This is a genomic window from Streptomyces antibioticus (assembly GCF_002019855.1).
Classification (GTDB): Bacteria; Actinomycetota; Actinomycetes; order Streptomycetales; family Streptomycetaceae; genus Streptomyces; species Streptomyces antibioticus_B.
On sequence record NZ_CM007717.1, the window covers coordinates 4,357,595 to 4,374,219 of the forward strand.

General features: G+C 70.3%; 17 protein-coding genes. 9 read left to right on the top strand and 8 right to left on the bottom strand.

All coding sequences use genetic code 11. From position 1 onward, the window contains the following. Positions 1-3: 3 nt before the first annotated feature. Both AFM16_RS19635 and AFM16_RS19640 read left to right on the top strand, forming a co-directional pair. Positions 4-1,092: a metallophosphoesterase gene (locus AFM16_RS19635; protein WP_078634108.1), complete on the top strand. Its 1,089-nt coding sequence runs from the start codon at positions 4-6 to the stop codon at positions 1,090-1,092. Between the two features lie 236 nt (positions 1,093-1,328). Beyond that, entirely contained in the window at positions 1,329-2,207 is an 879-nt protein-coding gene (locus AFM16_RS19640; RefSeq protein ID WP_078634109.1) for a hypothetical protein, read from the top strand. 93 nt (positions 2,208-2,300) lie between these two features. Here the strand turns inward: AFM16_RS19640 and AFM16_RS19645 are convergent, their stop codons facing one another. Beyond that, positions 2,301-3,743 carry a VWA domain-containing protein gene (locus AFM16_RS19645; RefSeq protein ID WP_078634110.1) on the bottom strand — a complete coding sequence of 481 codons (1,443 nt, stop codon included), beginning with the start codon at positions 3,741-3,743 and terminating at the stop codon, positions 2,301-2,303. A 126-nt stretch (positions 3,744-3,869) separates the two neighbouring features. After that, positions 3,870-5,678 carry a phosphomethylpyrimidine synthase ThiC gene (thiC, locus tag AFM16_RS19650; protein ID WP_078634111.1) on the bottom strand — a complete coding sequence of 603 codons (1,809 nt, stop codon included), beginning with the start codon at positions 5,676-5,678 and terminating at the stop codon, positions 3,870-3,872. Positions 5,679-6,188: 510 nt separating this feature from the next. Between thiC and AFM16_RS19655 the strand changes: the two genes are divergently transcribed. Beyond that, positions 6,189-8,012, top strand: a complete 1,824-nt coding sequence (locus AFM16_RS19655) for a YibE/F family protein (RefSeq protein ID WP_078634112.1) — start codon at positions 6,189-6,191, stop codon at positions 8,010-8,012. A gap of 214 nt (positions 8,013-8,226) precedes the next feature. Here AFM16_RS19655 and AFM16_RS19660 read toward each other — a convergent pair whose 3' ends face one another. The 4 genes from AFM16_RS19660 to AFM16_RS19675 form a co-directional block, all read right to left on the bottom strand. Next, positions 8,227-8,673 (bottom strand): SsgA family sporulation/cell division regulator, encoded by a 447-nt coding sequence (locus AFM16_RS19660; RefSeq protein WP_030794924.1) that lies wholly within the window; start codon positions 8,671-8,673, stop codon positions 8,227-8,229. 109 nt (positions 8,674-8,782) lie between these two features. Continuing rightward, positions 8,783-9,655, bottom strand: a complete 873-nt coding sequence (locus tag AFM16_RS19665) for an IclR family transcriptional regulator (RefSeq protein ID WP_078634113.1) — start codon at positions 9,653-9,655, stop codon at positions 8,783-8,785. 208 nt (positions 9,656-9,863) lie between these two features. Further along, positions 9,864-10,076, bottom strand: a complete 213-nt coding sequence (locus tag AFM16_RS19670) for a DUF5326 family protein (protein WP_030794929.1) — start codon at positions 10,074-10,076, stop codon at positions 9,864-9,866. Between the two features lie 160 nt (positions 10,077-10,236). Then, positions 10,237-10,554, bottom strand: coding sequence for a cupin domain-containing protein (locus tag AFM16_RS19675; protein WP_078634114.1), 318 nt, complete (start codon positions 10,552-10,554; stop codon positions 10,237-10,239). A gap of 58 nt (positions 10,555-10,612) precedes the next feature. Here AFM16_RS19675 and AFM16_RS19680 point away from each other — a divergent pair, with 58 nt between their 5' ends. From AFM16_RS19680 to AFM16_RS19700, 5 genes are all read left to right on the top strand, one after another. Then, positions 10,613-10,990 carry a phage holin family protein gene (locus AFM16_RS19680; RefSeq protein WP_078634115.1) on the top strand — a complete coding sequence of 126 codons (378 nt, stop codon included), beginning with the start codon at positions 10,613-10,615 and terminating at the stop codon, positions 10,988-10,990. Positions 10,991-10,998: 8 nt separating this feature from the next. Next, entirely contained in the window at positions 10,999-11,490 is a 492-nt protein-coding gene (locus AFM16_RS19685; protein WP_078634116.1) for a low molecular weight protein-tyrosine-phosphatase, read from the top strand. After that, positions 11,487-12,653: a cystathionine gamma-lyase gene (locus AFM16_RS19690; RefSeq protein WP_078634117.1), complete on the top strand. Its 1,167-nt coding sequence runs from the start codon at positions 11,487-11,489 to the stop codon at positions 12,651-12,653. Before AFM16_RS19685 ends, AFM16_RS19690 begins: the two co-directional genes overlap by 4 nt. Before the next feature lie 237 nt (positions 12,654-12,890). After that, the gene (locus AFM16_RS19695; protein ID WP_078634118.1) at positions 12,891-13,796 is read left to right on the top strand and encodes a LysR family transcriptional regulator; all 906 of its coding nucleotides are present in this window, start codon (positions 12,891-12,893) and stop codon (positions 13,794-13,796) included. 124 nt (positions 13,797-13,920) lie between these two features. Then, the gene (locus tag AFM16_RS19700; protein WP_030794944.1) at positions 13,921-14,403 is read left to right on the top strand and encodes an NUDIX domain-containing protein; all 483 of its coding nucleotides are present in this window, start codon (positions 13,921-13,923) and stop codon (positions 14,401-14,403) included. 25 nt (positions 14,404-14,428) lie between these two features. Here the strand turns inward: AFM16_RS19700 and AFM16_RS19705 are convergent, their stop codons facing one another. Then, entirely contained in the window at positions 14,429-15,061 is a 633-nt protein-coding gene (locus AFM16_RS19705; RefSeq protein WP_078634119.1) for an HAD family hydrolase, read from the bottom strand. Between the two features lie 141 nt (positions 15,062-15,202). On the opposite strand from AFM16_RS19705, the gene AFM16_RS19710 reads away from it, so the two are divergent. Further along, positions 15,203-16,069 carry a GNAT family N-acetyltransferase gene (locus AFM16_RS19710; protein ID WP_078634120.1) on the top strand — a complete coding sequence of 289 codons (867 nt, stop codon included), beginning with the start codon at positions 15,203-15,205 and terminating at the stop codon, positions 16,067-16,069. Positions 16,070-16,135: 66 nt separating this feature from the next. Here the strand turns inward: AFM16_RS19710 and AFM16_RS19715 are convergent, their stop codons facing one another. After that, positions 16,136-16,558: a GlcG/HbpS family heme-binding protein gene (locus AFM16_RS19715; RefSeq protein WP_030794953.1), complete on the bottom strand. Its 423-nt coding sequence runs from the start codon at positions 16,556-16,558 to the stop codon at positions 16,136-16,138. Positions 16,559-16,625 lie beyond the last annotated feature (67 nt).

Below are 16,625 nucleotides of genomic sequence, written 5' to 3' on the forward strand. Positions count from 1 at the left end.
CTGATGACTCAGGGGGCCGGTCAGGGACCCGAGGTGGAGCGGACGGCGACGTTGCGCGACTTCCGGGTGCCCGCGTATGTCCACGAGACCGGTCCGTACGCCCAGGGCACGCCCCCCGGCAACGCCGCGCCGCCCGTCCACGACCCGCTGGACCCGCCGGCCGGCTACACCCCGACGCAGCGCGATCTGCCCGTCATCAACCGGGGTGACACGCTCCAGGTGACCGTCGACCCCGCGACCGCCCCGGCCCCGGCGCCCGTGCCCTCGACAGGACCGGGCCCGCTGTTCGTCGTCGGCGACGTGCACGGCTACCTCGAAGAGCTGATCGCCGCGCTCCGCGAGAAGGGCCTCATCGACGCCGCCGGACACTGGTGCGCCGGCACCGCCAGGCTCTGGTTCCTCGGCGACTTCACCGACCGCGGTCCGGACGGCATCGGCGTCATCGACCTCGTGATGCGCCTGTCCGCCGAGGCCGCCGCGTCCGGCGGCTACTGCAAGGCGCTCATGGGCAACCACGAACTGCTCCTGCTCGGCGCCAAGCGCTTCGGCGACACCCCCGTCAACTCCGGGGCCGGCACCGCCACCTTCCAGGCGGCCTGGCTGCTCAACGGCGGCCAGAAGTACGACATGGACCGCCTCCAGGACCACCACCTGCAGTGGATGGCCCGCCTCGACGCCGTCGAGGAGGTCGACGGACATCTCCTCGTGCACTCCGACACGACCGCCTACCTCGACTACGGCGACTCGATCGAGGCGGTCAACGACACCGTGCGCGAGACGATCACGCGCAACGACGCGGACGAGGTGTGGGACCTGTTCCGCAAGTTCACCAAGCGGTTCTCCTTCCGCGACGAGGGGGGTGCAAACGCCGTCCGTTCCCTGCTCGATACGTACGGCGGCACCCGCATCGTTCACGGCCACAGCCCGATTCCCTACCTGCTGGGCGAAGTCGGCTCCGAGGACGGCGAGGAACACCGCGACCCGGTGGTCGAAGGACCGCACGTCTACGCCGACGGCCTGGCCATCGCCATGGACGGCGGCGTCACGATGGCCGGGAAACTGCTGGTCCAGCAACTGCCCCTGGAAAGCTGAGCGTTCCGGCGGCATATCCCGACGTCGCCGGGGCCTCGCCCGCCCCGGCGCCGCACTGGTCGAGGACGACTCCGGGCCGGTGCCGACCGGCACGGGCCGACGGCCAATTTCGGCAAACCCCCTGTCACCCCGGGCCGTCGCCGCTCTACCATCGGACTATCCGTAGCAGGCTCCCCTCCGTTTCTGCCCGACGGCTCGTTGGCATGCGAGCCCCAAGCCCTACGGAGCATCGGGGGATGCACATGAACAGCGTTCCGCAGCACCTGCTCAGCGAGGACCGCCAGGAGTACGAGCGGATCCTCGACGAGGCGCTGCGCTCCGCCCCACACCACCCGGAACTGGCCGCTGTGGGACAGCGGCTCAACACCGAACAGCTACGCACCATGGCACTCAACGCCTCCGCGCTCATCACGGCGGCCGCGGCGACCGAGTACCAGCACTACGTCAAGGTCCGCGAGGAACTGCGCCATCCGGCACCGCCCGCGTCGTCCTCGCACGAGTCCAGCTCCCCGGAACCGGCCACGGGCGCGATGGGCCTCGCCACCACCATGGGGGACGCCGCCCAGGCCGCCGAGGCCGCCGGCGCGGGGGCCGTCGCGATCGCCGCCGTCCTCACACCCGTCCTCGCCGGAACCGCCGCGGTGATCTTCCTGCTCGTCGGATACCTCCTCAAGGTGATCGCCCCCGAGCAGACGGTCGCCCAGGCCATGCTCAACGTCGGCTGGGCGTTCGGGGCGGTGGCCGCGGCAGCGATCCTCGTCGCCACCGTCGGACTGCTGCTCACCGCCCTGCGCAACCAGCCCTCCCTCACGGCGGGACCGTACGGGGAGCTGAGCGAGGAGGTCGCCCGGGCCAAGGACGCCTGGCGAGAAGCCGTCCTGGAACGCGGCATCGTCCCGTTCCTCCGCGAGGCCCTCGCCAACCCCGGTACGACGGCCCTCCTCCACCCCGACCCGGCCCCACCGGCCCCGACCGGCCGCCTGCCGAAGATCGGCTACGACCGGCCGGGGTTCAGCAGCCCCGACGACGGCCGGGCGGCGGGACCGCGCCCGAGCTTCAGCAGCCCGGACTACACCAGCCCGGACTTCGGCGGCCCGGAACACCAGCCGGAATAGGCACCCGGCTTGCGCCCCCCCGGGAACCCCCGGACGCGGGGCGCGCAAGCCGAGTGCGTGGGGCTTCAGGGCTCAGGTGGGGGGATCAAAGGATCAGAGGATTCCCGCCCGGCCGGCGGCGGTGATCCAGGACGGGAACTCGGACAGCAGCCGGTCGTACAACTCCTGGTCCGGTACGGTCCTGATGTCGTCGACCGCGAAGAAGCCCACGTTGTCGACGCGACGGCCGGGCAGCCGGTCGAAGCGTTCCAGGACGCCGTAGTTGGAGCGGCCGAGGCCCACGAACTGCCAGAAAATCGGCTCCTCGACCGCCTCTCGCAGCTCCCGCTCGATCGCCGCGTCGCGGTAGACCCCGCCGTCGGAGAAGAACAGCACCAGGGTCGGTACCGGCGCGGGCGTCTCCCGCACATACGCCCTGACCTCGGCGATCGCCTTCTGCTCCTCGTTCTGGATACCGACCGCGCGCATGTCGACCTGCCCGGGTTCCAGCCCCTTCCGCGGCTTCTTGCTCCGCCGGAACAGGCTGATCTCGCCCACGCGCACATGCAGACGCAGCCACTCGGGCAGCTCGCCCAGCCGCAGGTCCGGGAGACGGGCGGCATTGCTGGCGAACGTCCACGCCTGCATCTCCCCGTCGTCATCGAGCTGCGCCGCCACGGCCGCCATGCGCTCCACGACGTCCGCGACCACGCCGCCCGAGTACAGGAACGACATCGAGCCGGACGCGTCCAGCACGAGGATGACCCGCGCGGTCACCCCCGCCGCGCCTCGCTTGCTGAGACTTACGGCGACCTGCTCCTTGCGCAACGACAGCCGCTTGCGCATGTCGACGGGGAGCTGTTCCTCGCCCTTGGTGAGACGGGGGCGGGGCCCGGAGGGCGACGGCGCTGGAGGGACGGGTGGAGTGTTCGGGACGGTTGGAGTGTTCGGCACGGGCGGAGTCTGGGGGACGGGAGGCGCATAGGTGGCCGTGACTGATGGCGTGGCAGCCGCGGCGGACGGCTCCTCGTCCACGCTGATCCCGAAGTCCGTGGCCAGCCCGGCGAGTCCGGACGCGTACCCCTGGCCGACCGCGCGGAACTTCCAGCGCCCCTGCCGCAGATACAGCTCGCCGCCGATGAACGCCGTCTCCGAGTCCGCCTGCATCTCGAAGCGGGCCAACTCGCCCTGACCGCCCGCGTCGAGAAGCCGAAGCGTCAGCCCGTCCACCTGCCCGAAGGTGCCACCGTCGGCCGAAGCTCCCAGCACCACCCGCGCGATACCGCTCTCCAGCGCTCCCAGGTCCACCTGGACGGTGTCGGTCATGACCCCGCCGACGTCCTGTTTGCCGAGATGGGTCACGGCCCCGGAGGTGTGCCGCGGCTGGTTGTAGAAGACGAAGTCCCCGTCGTCACGCACGCGCCCGGCCTCGGTGAGCAGCAGCGCGGACGCGTCGACGTCCGGCCCACCCCCCTTCACGGCCCAACTGAGTTCCGCCCGCACCACAGCCGCGTCGACCGGCAGATTGGCACCCTTGCTCATGGCTCCCGCTGTCATACCCCCAGTCTGCCGACCCGACAGCCCCGGGCAACCACCTCACACAAGCCGCTTCCGTCCCAGCACTGCGCTGCTCTCGGGAGGTGTCGCTCCACCTCCCGAGAGCAGGCAGCGAACCGACGACCGTCAGTCCGCCAACGGGAGGTAGACCCGGTTGCCCGCCGCGGCGAACTCCGCGGACTTCTGGGCCATCCCCTCCTCGACCTCCGCACGGGTGCCGCCGTGTTCACGGCGGATGTCCTGGGAGATCTTCATCGAGCAGAACTTCGGGCCGCACATCGAGCAGAAGTGGGCCGTCTTGGCCGGTTCCGCCGGGAGGGTCTCGTCATGGAACTCACGGGCCGTGTCCGGGTCCAGGGCGAGGTTGAACTGGTCCTCCCACCGAAACTCGAAGCGGGCGTCGGACAGGGCGTCGTCCCACTCCTGCGCACCGGGGTGGCCCTTGGCGAGGTCGGCCGCGTGGGCGGCGATCTTGTAGGTGATGACGCCGGTCTTGACGTCATCCCGGTTGGGCAGGCCCAGGTGTTCCTTGGGCGTGACGTAGCAGAGCATCGCCGTGCCCCACCAGGCGATCATCGCGGCGCCGATACCGGAGGTGATGTGGTCGTAGGCCGGGGCGACGTCCGTCGTCAGCGGGCCGAGCGTATAGAACGGAGCTTCATCGCAGATCTCCTGCTGAAGGTCGATGTTCTCCTTGATCTTGTGCATCGGGACATGTCCCGGGCCCTCGATCATGGTCTGTACGTTGAAACGCTTGGCGATCGTGTTGAGTTCCCCGAGGGTGCGCAACTCCGCGAACTGGGCCTCGTCGTTGGCGTCCGCGATCGAGCCCGGCCGCAGACCGTCGCCCAACGAGTAGGTGACGTCGTAGGCGGCGAGGATCTCGCAGAGTTCCTCGAAGTGCTCGTACAGGAACGACTCCTTGTGGTGTGCGAGGCACCAGGCCGCCATGATCGAACCGCCGCGCGAGACGATGCCGGTCTTGCGGTTCGCGGTGAGCGGCACATACGCGAGACGGACGCCCGCGTGGACGGTCATGTAGTCCACGCCCTGCTCGGCCTGCTCGACGACCGTGTCCTTGTAGATCTCCCAGGTCAGTTCCTCGGCCCTGCCGTCGACCTTCTCCAGCGCCTGGTACAGCGGCACCGTGCCGATCGGGACGGGGGAGTTGCGCAGCACCCACTCCCGCGTGGTGTGGATGTTGCGGCCGGTGGACAGGTCCATGACCGTGTCGGCGCCCCAGCGCGTCGCCCAGGTCATCTTCTCGACCTCCTCCTCGATGGAGGACGTCACGGCCGAGTTGCCGATGTTGGCGTTGACCTTCACCAGGAACCGCTTGCCGATGATCATCGGCTCGATCTCCGGGTGGTTGACGTTGGCCGGCAGCACCGCACGGCCCGCCGCGATCTCCTCGCGCACGACCTCGGGAGAAACGTTCTCCCGGATGGCCACGTACTCCATCTCGGGCGTGATCTCCCCACGACGGGCATACGCGAGCTGGGTCACCGCGTTGCCGTCCAGGCCGCGACGCGGCAGCCGCGGGCGCCCCGGGAACACCGCGTCCAGGTTGCGCAGTCCACCGCGCGGAGAGGTGTGCTTGATGCCGTCGTCCTCGGGACGGACGGGGCGGCCCGCGTACTCCTCGGTGTCACCGCGAGCGATGATCCAGTTCTCACGCAGCGGCGCCAGGCCCCTGCGGACGTCCGTGTCGACGAGCGGATCGGTGTACGGGCCGGAGGTGTCGTACAGCGTGACCGACTGCCCGTTCGTGAGATGCACCTGACGGACCGGCACACGCAGATCAGGGCGAGTGCCCTCGACGTATCCCTTGTGCCAGCCGATGGACTTCCCGGCCTCTTCGCCGCTCACATCGGCCGCGTCTCCGCCGGCCGCGTTCTGCGTCAAGGCAGGCGTGCGTACGTCCTTGTTGGTCATGAGACCTACTCCCTACGCCGGCATTACCCGGTAACAGGTTCGGCGGTCGACGCAGCGGCTACCGTTCACCGATGTTTCATGTGAAACATCACTCAGCGAAGTGACGTTCCACGTGAAACATCGCGAAGACGGAGGTCAGCGCCCTCTCAGCCCGGTGCTCCGAGCTCCCGCGTGTGCAAAGGTGGCTCCACGCTAGCGTCAATTCGGGCGCGGTGAACAGAGGGCCCCTTTCGTTCTTGCGATGATCGGTCGGTGACCTCGACACCCCAGCCCCCGTACTCACCCGAGCCACCGCGCAGGCCCGGCACCGGCGGCGGCCCCGGCAACGGCCCGGGCCGTGCCGCTGGAGACGACCGCGATTTCAGCCACGGGGGCGAGCCCGGTGGTGGGTTCGACCGTGGCGGGCTGGGGCCGAGGCCCGGGCCGGGGTACGGCGGCGGCGCACCGGCGGGGCAGGGGCGCGGGCCTGGTTCTGGTGGACCGGGACCGAGCACTGGCGCCCAACGACCCGTGCCTGCGCACCAGCGGCCGGATCTCGGAGGTCCTCGGCGCAATCCTGAAGGGCAGGGGCCTGCGCAGGGGCCCGGTCAAAGGCGGGGACAAGGGCCGGGCCAGGGGCAAGGACAGGGCCAAGGGCACGGGCAGCGGCCCGGTGGGCCGCCATCCGGGCAGGGGCAGCCCCAGGGTCCCGCTCCCGGCCCAGGGAGCGGCTACGGCTACGACCGCCCCGGCCCGAGGTCTGGCCCCGCCCCCGGCGCCCCCTACGGACAACGGGGCTTCGACCACCGGCAGGGCCACGGCCCCGAACCCGACCAGGGGCACGGGCACGAGCACGAGCACGAGCACGGACACGGCTACGACCACAGCCACGACCCCGACGACGGCCCCACCGACGAATCCGACAGCGGACACGGCCACGACAGCGGTCATGACGGCCACGGAGGCGGTCACGGTGGCGGACATGGCCCCGGCAACGGCCACGGTTCCGGCGGCGGCCACGGCCACTCGCACAGCCACAGCCACGGCCCCGCCGCCCCCGTCTCCAAGCACCTGCGCAAGGTCATCGGGGCGATCCTGATCCCCTTCGCCGGGGCGGTGCTCGTCGGTCTCGCACTGCTGTGGCCGGGCGGCGCCCCGGCGCACGAGCGCACCGGTGTCGGCTTCGACCGGCAGACCCAGCACGCCACGGTCACCCAGGTCGTGAGCGTGAGCTGCTCGTCGGTGAACGCCTCGGGCGGTACACCGACCGGTGACACCTCCACCGCCGAGGGCTCCTCGGCCGTGCAGCAGGCGAACGGGACGTGCAAGAAGGCCACGATCCGTGTGGACACCGGCAAGGACAAGGGCCGTACGTTCACCGAGATCGTCCAGCCGGACCAGTCACGGCAGTTGCACGAGGGCGAGCAGGTCATCGTCGCCTACGAGCCCTCGGCGCCGCGGGACCTCCAGTACTCGGTGACCGATGTGAACCGCCGGGTGCCGCTGGCGGTGCTCGCGCTGATCTTCGCGGTCGCCGTCGTACTCGTGGGCCGACTGCGAGGCGTCATGGCCCTGGTGGCGCTCGCGATCAGCTTCCTCATCCTGAACTTCTTCATCCTGCCGGCGATCCTGGAGGGGTCGAACCCGCTGGTCGTGGCGGTGGTGGGATCCAGCGCGATCATGCTGATCGCCCTGTATCTGTGTCACGGGCTATCGGCACGCACGTCTGTCGCCGTGCTCGGCACGCTGATCTCGCTGCTGCTGATCGGTGTTCTGGGCTCGGTCTTCATCGACTGGGCGGGGCTCACCGGCAACACGGACGACAACACCGGGCTGATCCACGGCCTGTACCCGTCGATCGACATGAGCGGTCTGCTGCTCGCGGGCATCATCATCGGCTCGCTCGGTGTGCTCGACGACGTCACGGTCACCCAGACCTCGGCGGTCTGGGAGCTGCACGAGGCCAACCCCGCGATGGGCTGGCGCGGACTGTACCGGGCCGGCATCCGCATCGGCCGCGACCACATCGCGTCCGTGGTCAACACCCTCGTCCTCGCCTACGCCGGCGCCGCGCTGCCGCTCCTGCTGCTGTTCTCGATCGCGCAGAGCAGCGTCGGCACGGTCGCCAACAGCGAGTTGGTGGCGGAGGAGATCGTGCGCACGCTGGTGGGCTCGATCGGCCTGGTCGCGTCCGTGCCGGTCACCACGGCCCTCGCCGCGCTCGTGGTGGCGGCCGATCGCCCGGACCCCGGAACGGCCGGCGCGGCCCAGGCCAAGCAGTCCCAGACCCCGACACAGCCCCAGACTCCGCCCCGCAGCACCGGCAGCGGAAGAGGCAGGCGCCGCAAGCGCTGAAACGCCGGGCGCACGAGCACCGGAAACCCCGGCCCCCTCGTGCGCCTCGCGCTTCAGTCTGACGCCCCCCACCCCTGACTCAAGCTCAAAGTCCTGCTCCCCACCAAGCCCACCCCACCCACTCCGCCCCCACCCATCGCCCCACCCCGCAGAAGCGTTCCTTCTCAACCCCACCCCATGGCGAAGCGTTCCGCCTCCCCTCGGCGCCCGCGTCTCAGCCCGCGCTCTGCTCCTCCGCCAGGATCCGGTCCAGCGCCTCGTCCAGATGCGCGTCGAAGTCGGCGAGCGCACCCTCCTGGCCCAGCGGGACCAGCTTGTCCGTGCGGTCGAGGAACGCCACCAGCGGTGCCGCCGAGGAACGGAACAGCGCCTGGTCGCCGCCGACCTGAAGCCGGATCAGCACCTCGCCCAGCACATCGGGATCGACCGGCGAGACCCGCACATCCCCCTCGCCGCACGCCCTGCCCACCCCGTCGATGAGCAGCTCACGGCCGAACGCCCAGGTCACCGGGGCATCACCGGGAAGGTGGAAGGTGAGCCGTACGGCATAGGGATCGTGGGCCTTGTAGCTCAGCTCCACCGGGATGCGGAACGAGAGTTCCTCGGACACGAGGAAGCTCATCATGACCTCTGCCTGTACCGCCTGTACGGACTCGCGCATCGCCCTACCCCGTCATCTGCCGTCATCTGCCATCGACTGGCCGGGAATCAACCCCTGACACTGCGGGTATCTTGCTGAACGTACACGACAGATCACAAGGAGTGAGTTTTCAGATACTGATAGAGATCGCGATTGACCCCAACTTGCGCGCGATCTCGCTCTGAAGCTGTCGGGCCGCCGGAAGCAAACGGTCGGCATGGCGGGCGGGCAGGGAAATGGCCAGTGTCGCCGCCGTGGTGCCCACCGTGATCGGGATCGCGGCGCACACCGTCCCCAGTGCGTACTCCTGTCGTTCGACGACCGGTTCCATCCGTCGCGTCCTTTCCAGCCGTCGCAGAAGGCTGGTGTCGTCACGCACCGTGTACGGCGTGATCGACTGAACCGGGTAGCGGGCCAGGTGTTCGCGGCGGGCCGGTTCGTCCACCTGGGAGAGCAGGCACTGGCCGATGGCGTGGGCGTGGCCGGTCTCGCGGAAGTCCGCCCATTCCTCGACCGCCGGATTGCTGGGGGTGTCGGCGACGTACATGACCTCGACCTCGCCCTCCCGGTAGCGGGCGTAGTACACGGGGGCACCGATCGAATCGCGCCACTGGGCAAGGGTGTCGGCGACCGTGCTGCGACGTTTCTGCGCCGCTCCGCTGCCGGCCAGCCGCTCGGCCGCCTCGCCGAGGAAGAAGAGTCCCCTGTCGCGGCGCAGATATCCCTCGTGCACCAGGGTGCGCAGCAGGTGGTAGGCGGTGGGCAGGGCGAGCCCCGTCTCCCGGGCCAGTTGTTTGGCCGGGGCGCCGCCGTGATGTTCGGCGACGGACTCCAGCAGCCGCATGGCGCGCTGCACGGAGCCGATCAGGGTGACCGTCGGGTGCGGTTGCTCGGGGACCGTGGCCCGGGGTGCCGTGGTGCGGGGTGGGCGCTGGAGCGGGGGTGTGGTGGAGCGAGGGCGGGTGGGGGGTGCCTGCGGTGCCACTGATGCGGTGTCAACCATGGCCAAGGGTCACTTCCGAAGGCGCGAGGGGGGCGGCCCGTGCGGGGAACACGGGAGGGGAGGTACGCCGCTCGCGGGGGTCGTGGCCCCCGCGTCGAACTCCGGACTTTAACCGCCTGCCACCGCTCGCAGCCGGGCTGCGAGGGAAACTTCCCCCGGCCGAGGGAACCGGTGATTCCCGTTACCGATCACCGGTCTCGGCCACCGCTCACCAGTCCCCGCGCGAGGAGGAACTCGACATGAACTTCCGTACGACGTAGATCAGGCCGCCGACCAGGGCGACGAAGATCAGCAGCTTGAAGAGCAGGGCGATCACGAAGCCGACGATGCTGGCTATCAGACCGCCGAACACGACGAGGGCGATGACCGGCACCGCCACCCACTTCACCCACCACGGCAGTCCCGCGAAGATCTCACGCATCGCCCTTGTCCTCCTCCTTCGGTGGTCCGGCGCCGATGACGGCCCGGATCCGCATTTTCATGTCCTGCGGTCGATGCTAGATCCGCGAGGGGCCCCGGCGGACGCCTCGCGCCCCTTGTCCTCCCCTGAACGATCCCCTAGGGAACCCCGAGACCCGGCGTCACGCCTCGGGCGGAGAGAACACCACCATGACCCTCAGATCCTCACTGATGTGGTGGAACTTGTGGGCGACTCCGGCCGGGACATAGACCACACTCCCGCGTGCCACCTCGGTCGTCTCCATGCCCACGGTGAGGGAGGCCCGCCCGCTCACCACGAAGTACACCTCGTCCTGGCTGTGCGGTTTCTGTGGATCGGCGGCGCCGGCGTCGAGCGCGTACAGCCCGACCGACATGTTCCGCTCCCGCAGGAACTGGAGGTAGGCGCCGTCGTTGGCGGCCCGCTCCGCCTCCAGTTCATCCAACCGGAATGCCTTCATCGAGTTTGTCCGCCCTCGCCCGGTGCTCGTTGCCGATCTCTCTGCCACGATCAGACACATGAAGAATTTCGTAGTCAAGACGATCGCCAACGCGGGCGCTCTGGCGGTCGCCGTCTGGGTGGTCTCCGGCATCACCCTGTCCGGTGACAGCACGGCCAAGAAGGCCGGCACCCTCATAGTCGTGGCCCTGCTCTTCGGCCTGGTGAACTTCCTGGTCAAGCCGATCGTGAAGGTGCTGACCTTCCCGCTGTTCATCCTCACGCTCGGCCTGATCACCCTGGTGGTCAACGCGTTGATGCTGCTGTTGACGTCGTGGCTGGCCGATGTGTTCGACGTGGCCTTCCATGTCGACGGGTTCTGGACCGCGGTCGTCGGCGGCCTGATCATCTCCGTCGTCTCCTGGGCCCTCAACGTCGTGCTGCCGGACGAGGACTGAATCCCACGATGACCTACCGCGTCTGCTTCGTCTGCACCGGCAACATCTGCCGCTCGCCGATGGCCGAGTCGGTCTTCCGCGCGCGGGTGGCGGACGCCGGGCTGGAGTCGGTGGTCGAGGTCGACAGCGCGGGCACGGGCGGCTGGCACGAGGGCGAGGACGCCGACCCCCGCACGCTCTCCGTCCTCGGGGAGCACGGCTACGTCCTCGCCCACGCGGCCCGGGTGTTCGAGCCGTCCTGGTTCGCCCGCCGGGACCTGGTGATCGCCCTCGACACCGGACACCTCAAGGCCCTGCGCCGCCTCGCGCCCTCGCCGCGGGACGCCGCGAAGGTACGGCTGCTGCGGTCCTACGACCCGGGCGCGGGCGACGACCTCGACGTACCCGACCCCTACTACGGGGGCCGGGACGGCTTCGAGGAGTGCCTGGAGATGGTGGAGCGGGCCGGCGCCGGACTGCTCGCCGCGGTACGTGAAGAACTGGAAGGACGCACGACATGAGCGGACCCGCCGCGGACGGCCGGGACACACCGCGGCCCGAGAGCACCGGTGACGGCACGCGCGTGGTGCGCGCGGGACTGCCCGAGCCGGTCAAGTACGAGCCGACCCTGCCGGGACCGGTGTTCGCCGCCCACTTCCATCTGCCGGGCGAGCCCACCGGCCCGTACACCTACGGCCGCGACGAGAACCCGACCTGGACCCACCTGGAGCGGGCCCTGGGCGAGTTGGAGGCCCCCGGGCAGGAGGACGTCGAGACGCTGGCGTTCGCCTCCGGGATGGCCGCGATCTCGTCCGTGCTCTTCTCCCTGCTGCGCTCCGGCGACACCGTCGTCCTGCCCGGCGACGGCTACCAGGTCTTCCCCTTGGTGCGCGCGCAGTTGGAGGCGTACGGCATCGAGGTGCGGACCGCGCCGACCGCGGGCGACGCCCAACTGGACGCCCTCGAAGGCGCCCGGCTGCTGTGGATCGAGTCGCCGTCGAACCCGGGGCTCGACGTGTGCGACATCCGGCGGCTCGTCGAGGCGGCACACGCGCGGGGCGCTCTCGTGGCCGTGGACAACACGCTCGCGACCCCGCTCGGGCAGCGCCCGCTGGAACTCGGCGCCGACTTCTCGGTGGCCAGCGGCACCAAACAGCTCACGGGTCACGGCGACGTCCTGCTCGGCTACGTCAGCGGACGGACCGGCGAGGCCATGACCGCCGTACGGCGCTGGCGCAAGATCGTGGGGGCGATCCCGGGGCCCATGGAGGCGTGGCTGGCGCACCGGTCGATCGCCACGCTGCATCTGCGCGTCGAGCGGCAGAGCGCCACCGCGCTGGCCGTCGCCGAGGCGCTGCGGGCCTGTCCCGAGGTGAGCGGGCTGCGGTATCCAGGACTGCCCGGCGACCCCTCGTACCAGGTCGCCTCGCGGCAGATGCGGCGCTACGGCTGCGTGGTGTCGTTCACGCTGCCCACGCGCGCGCGTGCCGAGCGTTTCCTGGCGGAGCTGCGGCTCGTGGACGACGCGACGAGCTTCGGAGGGGTGCGTTCCACGGCCGAGCGGCGCGGGCGCTGGGGCGGTGACGCCGTGCCGGAGGGCTTCATCCGGCTGTCGGTGGGGGCGGAGGACCCGGAGGACCTGGTGGCGGATGTGCTGCGCGCGCTGAAGGAATCGGCGCGATGACCGGCTTACGGCCGCCCGTGCGGTGTCCCTCTACGTCCCTCTACGCACAACGGACGGTCCGAGCCTCCCCCCTCGTGGCTCGGACCGTCCTCGGTTCCGCGCGCGAAGAACCGCGCGAACAAGGCTAGTTGACTCTGTGTCGGTGTCCAATCACAGTAGCGGCAGCGACCTATCGACTTATTTATAGTTGGGGCTGCCCGGGAGCCGCGTACCAGGGCGGAGAGGTGGGGACGATTCATGGATCTGGCCTTGCTGCGCACCTTCGTGACCGTGCACCGGGCCGGCTCCTTCACCCGCGCCGCCGCACTGCTGGGTCTGTCCCAGCCGGCCGTCACCTCCCAGATCCGCACCCTCGAACGGCAACTGGGACGCCCGCTCTTCCTGCGCCGGCCTCGCGGAGTGACCCCCACGACCATGGGCGACGAACTCGCCCACAAGGCGGCACCGCATCTCGACGCCCTGGTGGAGATCGCCGAGACCGGACTCGACGACGACTCCTCGCTCCGGACCCTGCATCTGGCAGGACCACCGGAGTTCACCGCCGAGCGCGCCCTGCCCGCCCTCACCGAACTGTGCGGCGACGACGGCCAGGGGCTGACCCTGCGGGCCTCCTTCGGAACCGCCGAGGAGGTCTTGGAAGGACTGGCCGCCGGACACCACGACCTCGCCATCAGCACCGCCCGGCCGCGCGGCGCGCTGCTCACCGCCACCCCGCTCTGCGACGAGGAACATGTCCTGGTCGCCGCACCCCACTGGGCCGACCGGATCGACGCCGGGAGACTGCGTCGCGACGGCGCCGCCGCGCTGGAGGATCTTCCGGTGGTGGAGGTGCACGAGTCGCTGCCGCTGGTCTCCCGGTACTGGGCGGCCGTCTTCGACTCCCGGCCGGCCGCCTCGGGCACGGTCGTCGTCCCCGATCTGCGCGCGGTCCTCGCCTGCGCGATCGCGGGGGCGGGCCTGGCGGTTCTGCCCCGCTATCTCTGCGCCGCCGCGCTGGAACGCGGGGAGGTTGTCGCCCCGCACGAGCCCGCGGTGCCACCACTGCGGACCTACGTCCTGGTGGTGCGCGCCGGCACCCTGGCGATGCCGCATGTCGCCCGGGCCCACGACCGGCTGCTGGGCGCGGCCACCGAGTGGTGCTGAACGGACGGTCGCGTACGGCCGAGAAGCGGGAACGGACGGGCAGTTGGGAGGAGATCACGGAGCAGGTTCGGCCAGTGACGTTTCGCGATGTTTCACGTGGAACCAACCGGGCCACATTTCTCCCATGACCGTCCGACCCGTGGTCAAGCGCACCGCCCGTGCCGTTCTGCTGGACGGCGACGACCTGATCCTGATCAAGCGCACCAAGCCCGGTGTGGATCCGTACTGGCTCACGCCCGGCGGCGGGGTCGAACCCGACGACGCCACCGTCGTGGACGCCCTGCATCGCGAGGTGCACGAGGAACTCGGCGCCAAGGTCACCGATGTCGTGCCCTGCTTCGTCGACACCGTCGAGCACATCGGCGAGGACGCCGCCACCACCGGTGTGAAGGTGCAGCACTTCTTCGTCTGCCGACTGGAGTCCATGGACCCCGGCCTGCGCCACGGCCCCGAGATCGACGAGCCCGCGGGCGAGTACGAGATCGTCCGCGTGCCGTTCACCCGGGTCGGGATCGCCTCCGTCCATCTCGTCCCGCTCTCCCTGCGGCACTACCTGGACGGCAACATCGAGGGCGTCCGCGCGATGCACGCACCCGATCTGGGCTGAGCCGCTTCGCGGACTCTCCTCTCAACTACAGGGCGGGGCGCACCAATGCGTAGGCGTCCCACAGATCCATGCCTGCGTAGGAGTGGGTGGCGATGCCGGCCAGATGACGGTCCGCGTTGACCGCGACCGACACCGGTACCGCCGCGAACAGATCCTTGTCGGAGAGCGAGTCGCCGTAGGCGACACAGTCGTCGCGTGTCACTCCGAACTCCGCGCACAGCCGGTCGGCGATCACCACCTTCGCCTGCGCGCTGAGCACCCCGGCCGGGTCCACGGGCTCCGTGAAGGGGATCGCGGGAAACCGTGATCCATAGGCCGCGTGCGCACCCCAGCCGAGGAGTCTCTCCACGAAGAAGGACGGCGAGAGGGAGACGACAGCGCAGTACTCCCCCCGGTCGCTGATCTCCGTCCAGACCTCGCGAATCCGCGCCAGCCAGGGTGCCCCCTCGAACGCCGCCACGACATGCTCCTCGGTGAGCCGCGTCCACAGGGCGTGTACCTGCGTCGCATACTCCGGCGGTCCGATGCGTCCCGCGGAGATCGCCTGCTCCAGCGCCATGGTCTCGGCCAGCAGCCCGAGTTGGCGGGAGATCTCGAGCGGCGCGGACGTTCCGTGCAGCAAGGTGCCGTCGAGGTCGAAGAGATGAAGTCTCGCCATGGGCCGAGGCTAGCGATGTTTCACGTGAAACAGGCTGCTTCGCCTGCGCGGGGTGCGCTGGCCGACGGCATGGCCAAAAGCACGTACGTCTCAGGGGAATCAGGTGGACGCCGAGGCCCCGAGTCGGACAGCCTGGCCTGCGTGCCGACTCCTTCTCCCAGCGCTCTGCCCATCCGCCGTCTGACGCACAGCGACCTCACCGCCTGCGCCGACTTGTCCGAGGATCGGGGGTGGCCACGCGAGGAACACAAGTGGAGCCTCCTGCTCTCGGCCGGGAAGGGGTACGGCGTCGACGACCCCGACGGGGGCTTGATCACCGCATGCGTGGTCACGGAGTACGGCCCGTACGGCAACCCGGCCCTCGGAGCGATCGGCATGGTGCTGGTCGCCGAGCGGCACGCCCGGAAGGGCATCGGACGAGAGCTGATGCGGCGGGTGATCGCCGACATGGGCACCACCCCGCTGACCCTGCACGCGACCCCCAACGGGCGTCCGCTGTACGAGGAGCTGGGCTTCAAGTCCACCGGCCGCGCCGAGATGGTCCGCGGCCGCTTCCGCCCCGAGGACACCGCGTCGAAGATCGCCACCCGGGCGGCCACGGCCGAGGATCTCCCCACGCTCCTCCGGCTCGACGAGGAGGTGTTCGGCGCCGACCGCACCCATGTGCTCACCCGGCTGCCCGCCTTCGCGGACCAGGTGCGCGTCGCCGAGGCCGACGGCCGGATCATCGGCTACGCGGCCGCCTGGCCGAACATGGACACCCATGTCGTGGGCCCGCTGATCGCCCGGGACACGGAGACCGCGAAGGCCCTGCTGGCCTCGCTGGCCGCGCACACCGACCGGCCCCTGCGGACCGACATCGACGTGCGCCACGAGGAACTGCTGGCCTGGGTGAAGGAACGGGGTCTGGAGTCGGTCGCCTTCAACGCCGTGATGACGTACGGCATCGCCGAGCTGCCCGGTGACTGGCGTCGGCGCTTCGCTCCGCTGACGGTGGCGGCAGGCTGAGCGGATCCTTCACGGCGACGCCGGTTCCCCTGGGTCCAGGGGAACCGGCGTCGTGCGTCCGCGGTCTCAGACGAGCGTCTCCAGAGCCGCCGTGGCGAAGGCGTGGTCCTGCTCCGGAGCGCCGCCCCCGATCCCGAGGGCGCCGATCAGACGGCCGTCGCGGTGGACCGGCACCCCGCCCGCGATGAACAGCAGCGGCCGGTCGAGCGCGGTGGGCAGGGTGTGGAACGGTCCGCCGGGCTGTACGGCATCGACGAGGTCGGCGGTCGGGGCGTTGAGCTGGAGCGCGGTGTACGCCTTGCGGGTGCTCGTCTCACCGGAGATCAGTACGGCGCGGTCGTCCCGTCGGAAGGCCAGCAGATGGCCGCCCGCGTCCAGGACGGTGACGCTGACCGTGACCCCGGCGGCCTCGGCGGCCTGCCGGGCGGCGGTGACGAGGGCCTCGGCGTCCTGGATGGTCAGGGGAGCGACGGCGGTGGTGGTGCTCATGGGGGTGTTTCTCCTTGTGGTGCTGTGGTGGTTGCCGATGGGGCGTCGGGACGATGAGCGGGCGGTT

Bases quoted from the DNA above. Each gene is read 5' to 3' on its own strand.
- AFM16_RS19635 (WP_078634108.1), top strand. From the start codon at position 4: ATGACTCAGGGGGCCGGTCAGGGACCCGAGGTGGAGCGGACGGCGACG.
- AFM16_RS19640 (WP_078634109.1), top strand. From the start codon at position 1,329: ATGCACATGAACAGCGTTCCGCAGCACCTGCTCAGCGAGGACCGCCAG.
- AFM16_RS19645 (WP_078634110.1), bottom strand. From the start codon at position 3,743: ATGACAGCGGGAGCCATGAGCAAGGGTGCCAATCTGCCGGTCGACGCG.
- thiC (WP_078634111.1), bottom strand. From the start codon at position 5,678: ATGACCAACAAGGACGTACGCACGCCTGCCTTGACGCAGAACGCGGCC.
- AFM16_RS19660 (WP_030794924.1), bottom strand. From the start codon at position 8,673: ATGCGCGAGTCCGTACAGGCGGTACAGGCAGAGGTCATGATGAGCTTC.
- AFM16_RS19665 (WP_078634113.1), bottom strand. From the start codon at position 9,655: ATGGTTGACACCGCATCAGTGGCACCGCAGGCACCCCCCACCCGCCCT.
- AFM16_RS19670 (WP_030794929.1), bottom strand. From the start codon at position 10,076: ATGCGTGAGATCTTCGCGGGACTGCCGTGGTGGGTGAAGTGGGTGGCG.
- AFM16_RS19675 (WP_078634114.1), bottom strand. From the start codon at position 10,554: ATGAAGGCATTCCGGTTGGATGAACTGGAGGCGGAGCGGGCCGCCAAC.
- AFM16_RS19680 (WP_078634115.1), top strand. From the start codon at position 10,613: ATGAAGAATTTCGTAGTCAAGACGATCGCCAACGCGGGCGCTCTGGCG.
- AFM16_RS19685 (WP_078634116.1), top strand. From the start codon at position 10,999: ATGACCTACCGCGTCTGCTTCGTCTGCACCGGCAACATCTGCCGCTCG.
- AFM16_RS19690 (WP_078634117.1), top strand. From the start codon at position 11,487: ATGAGCGGACCCGCCGCGGACGGCCGGGACACACCGCGGCCCGAGAGC.
- AFM16_RS19695 (WP_078634118.1), top strand. From the start codon at position 12,891: ATGGATCTGGCCTTGCTGCGCACCTTCGTGACCGTGCACCGGGCCGGC.
- AFM16_RS19700 (WP_030794944.1), top strand. From the start codon at position 13,921: ATGACCGTCCGACCCGTGGTCAAGCGCACCGCCCGTGCCGTTCTGCTG.
- AFM16_RS19705 (WP_078634119.1), bottom strand. From the start codon at position 15,061: ATGGCGAGACTTCATCTCTTCGACCTCGACGGCACCTTGCTGCACGGA.
- AFM16_RS19715 (WP_030794953.1), bottom strand. From the start codon at position 16,558: ATGAGCACCACCACCGCCGTCGCTCCCCTGACCATCCAGGACGCCGAG.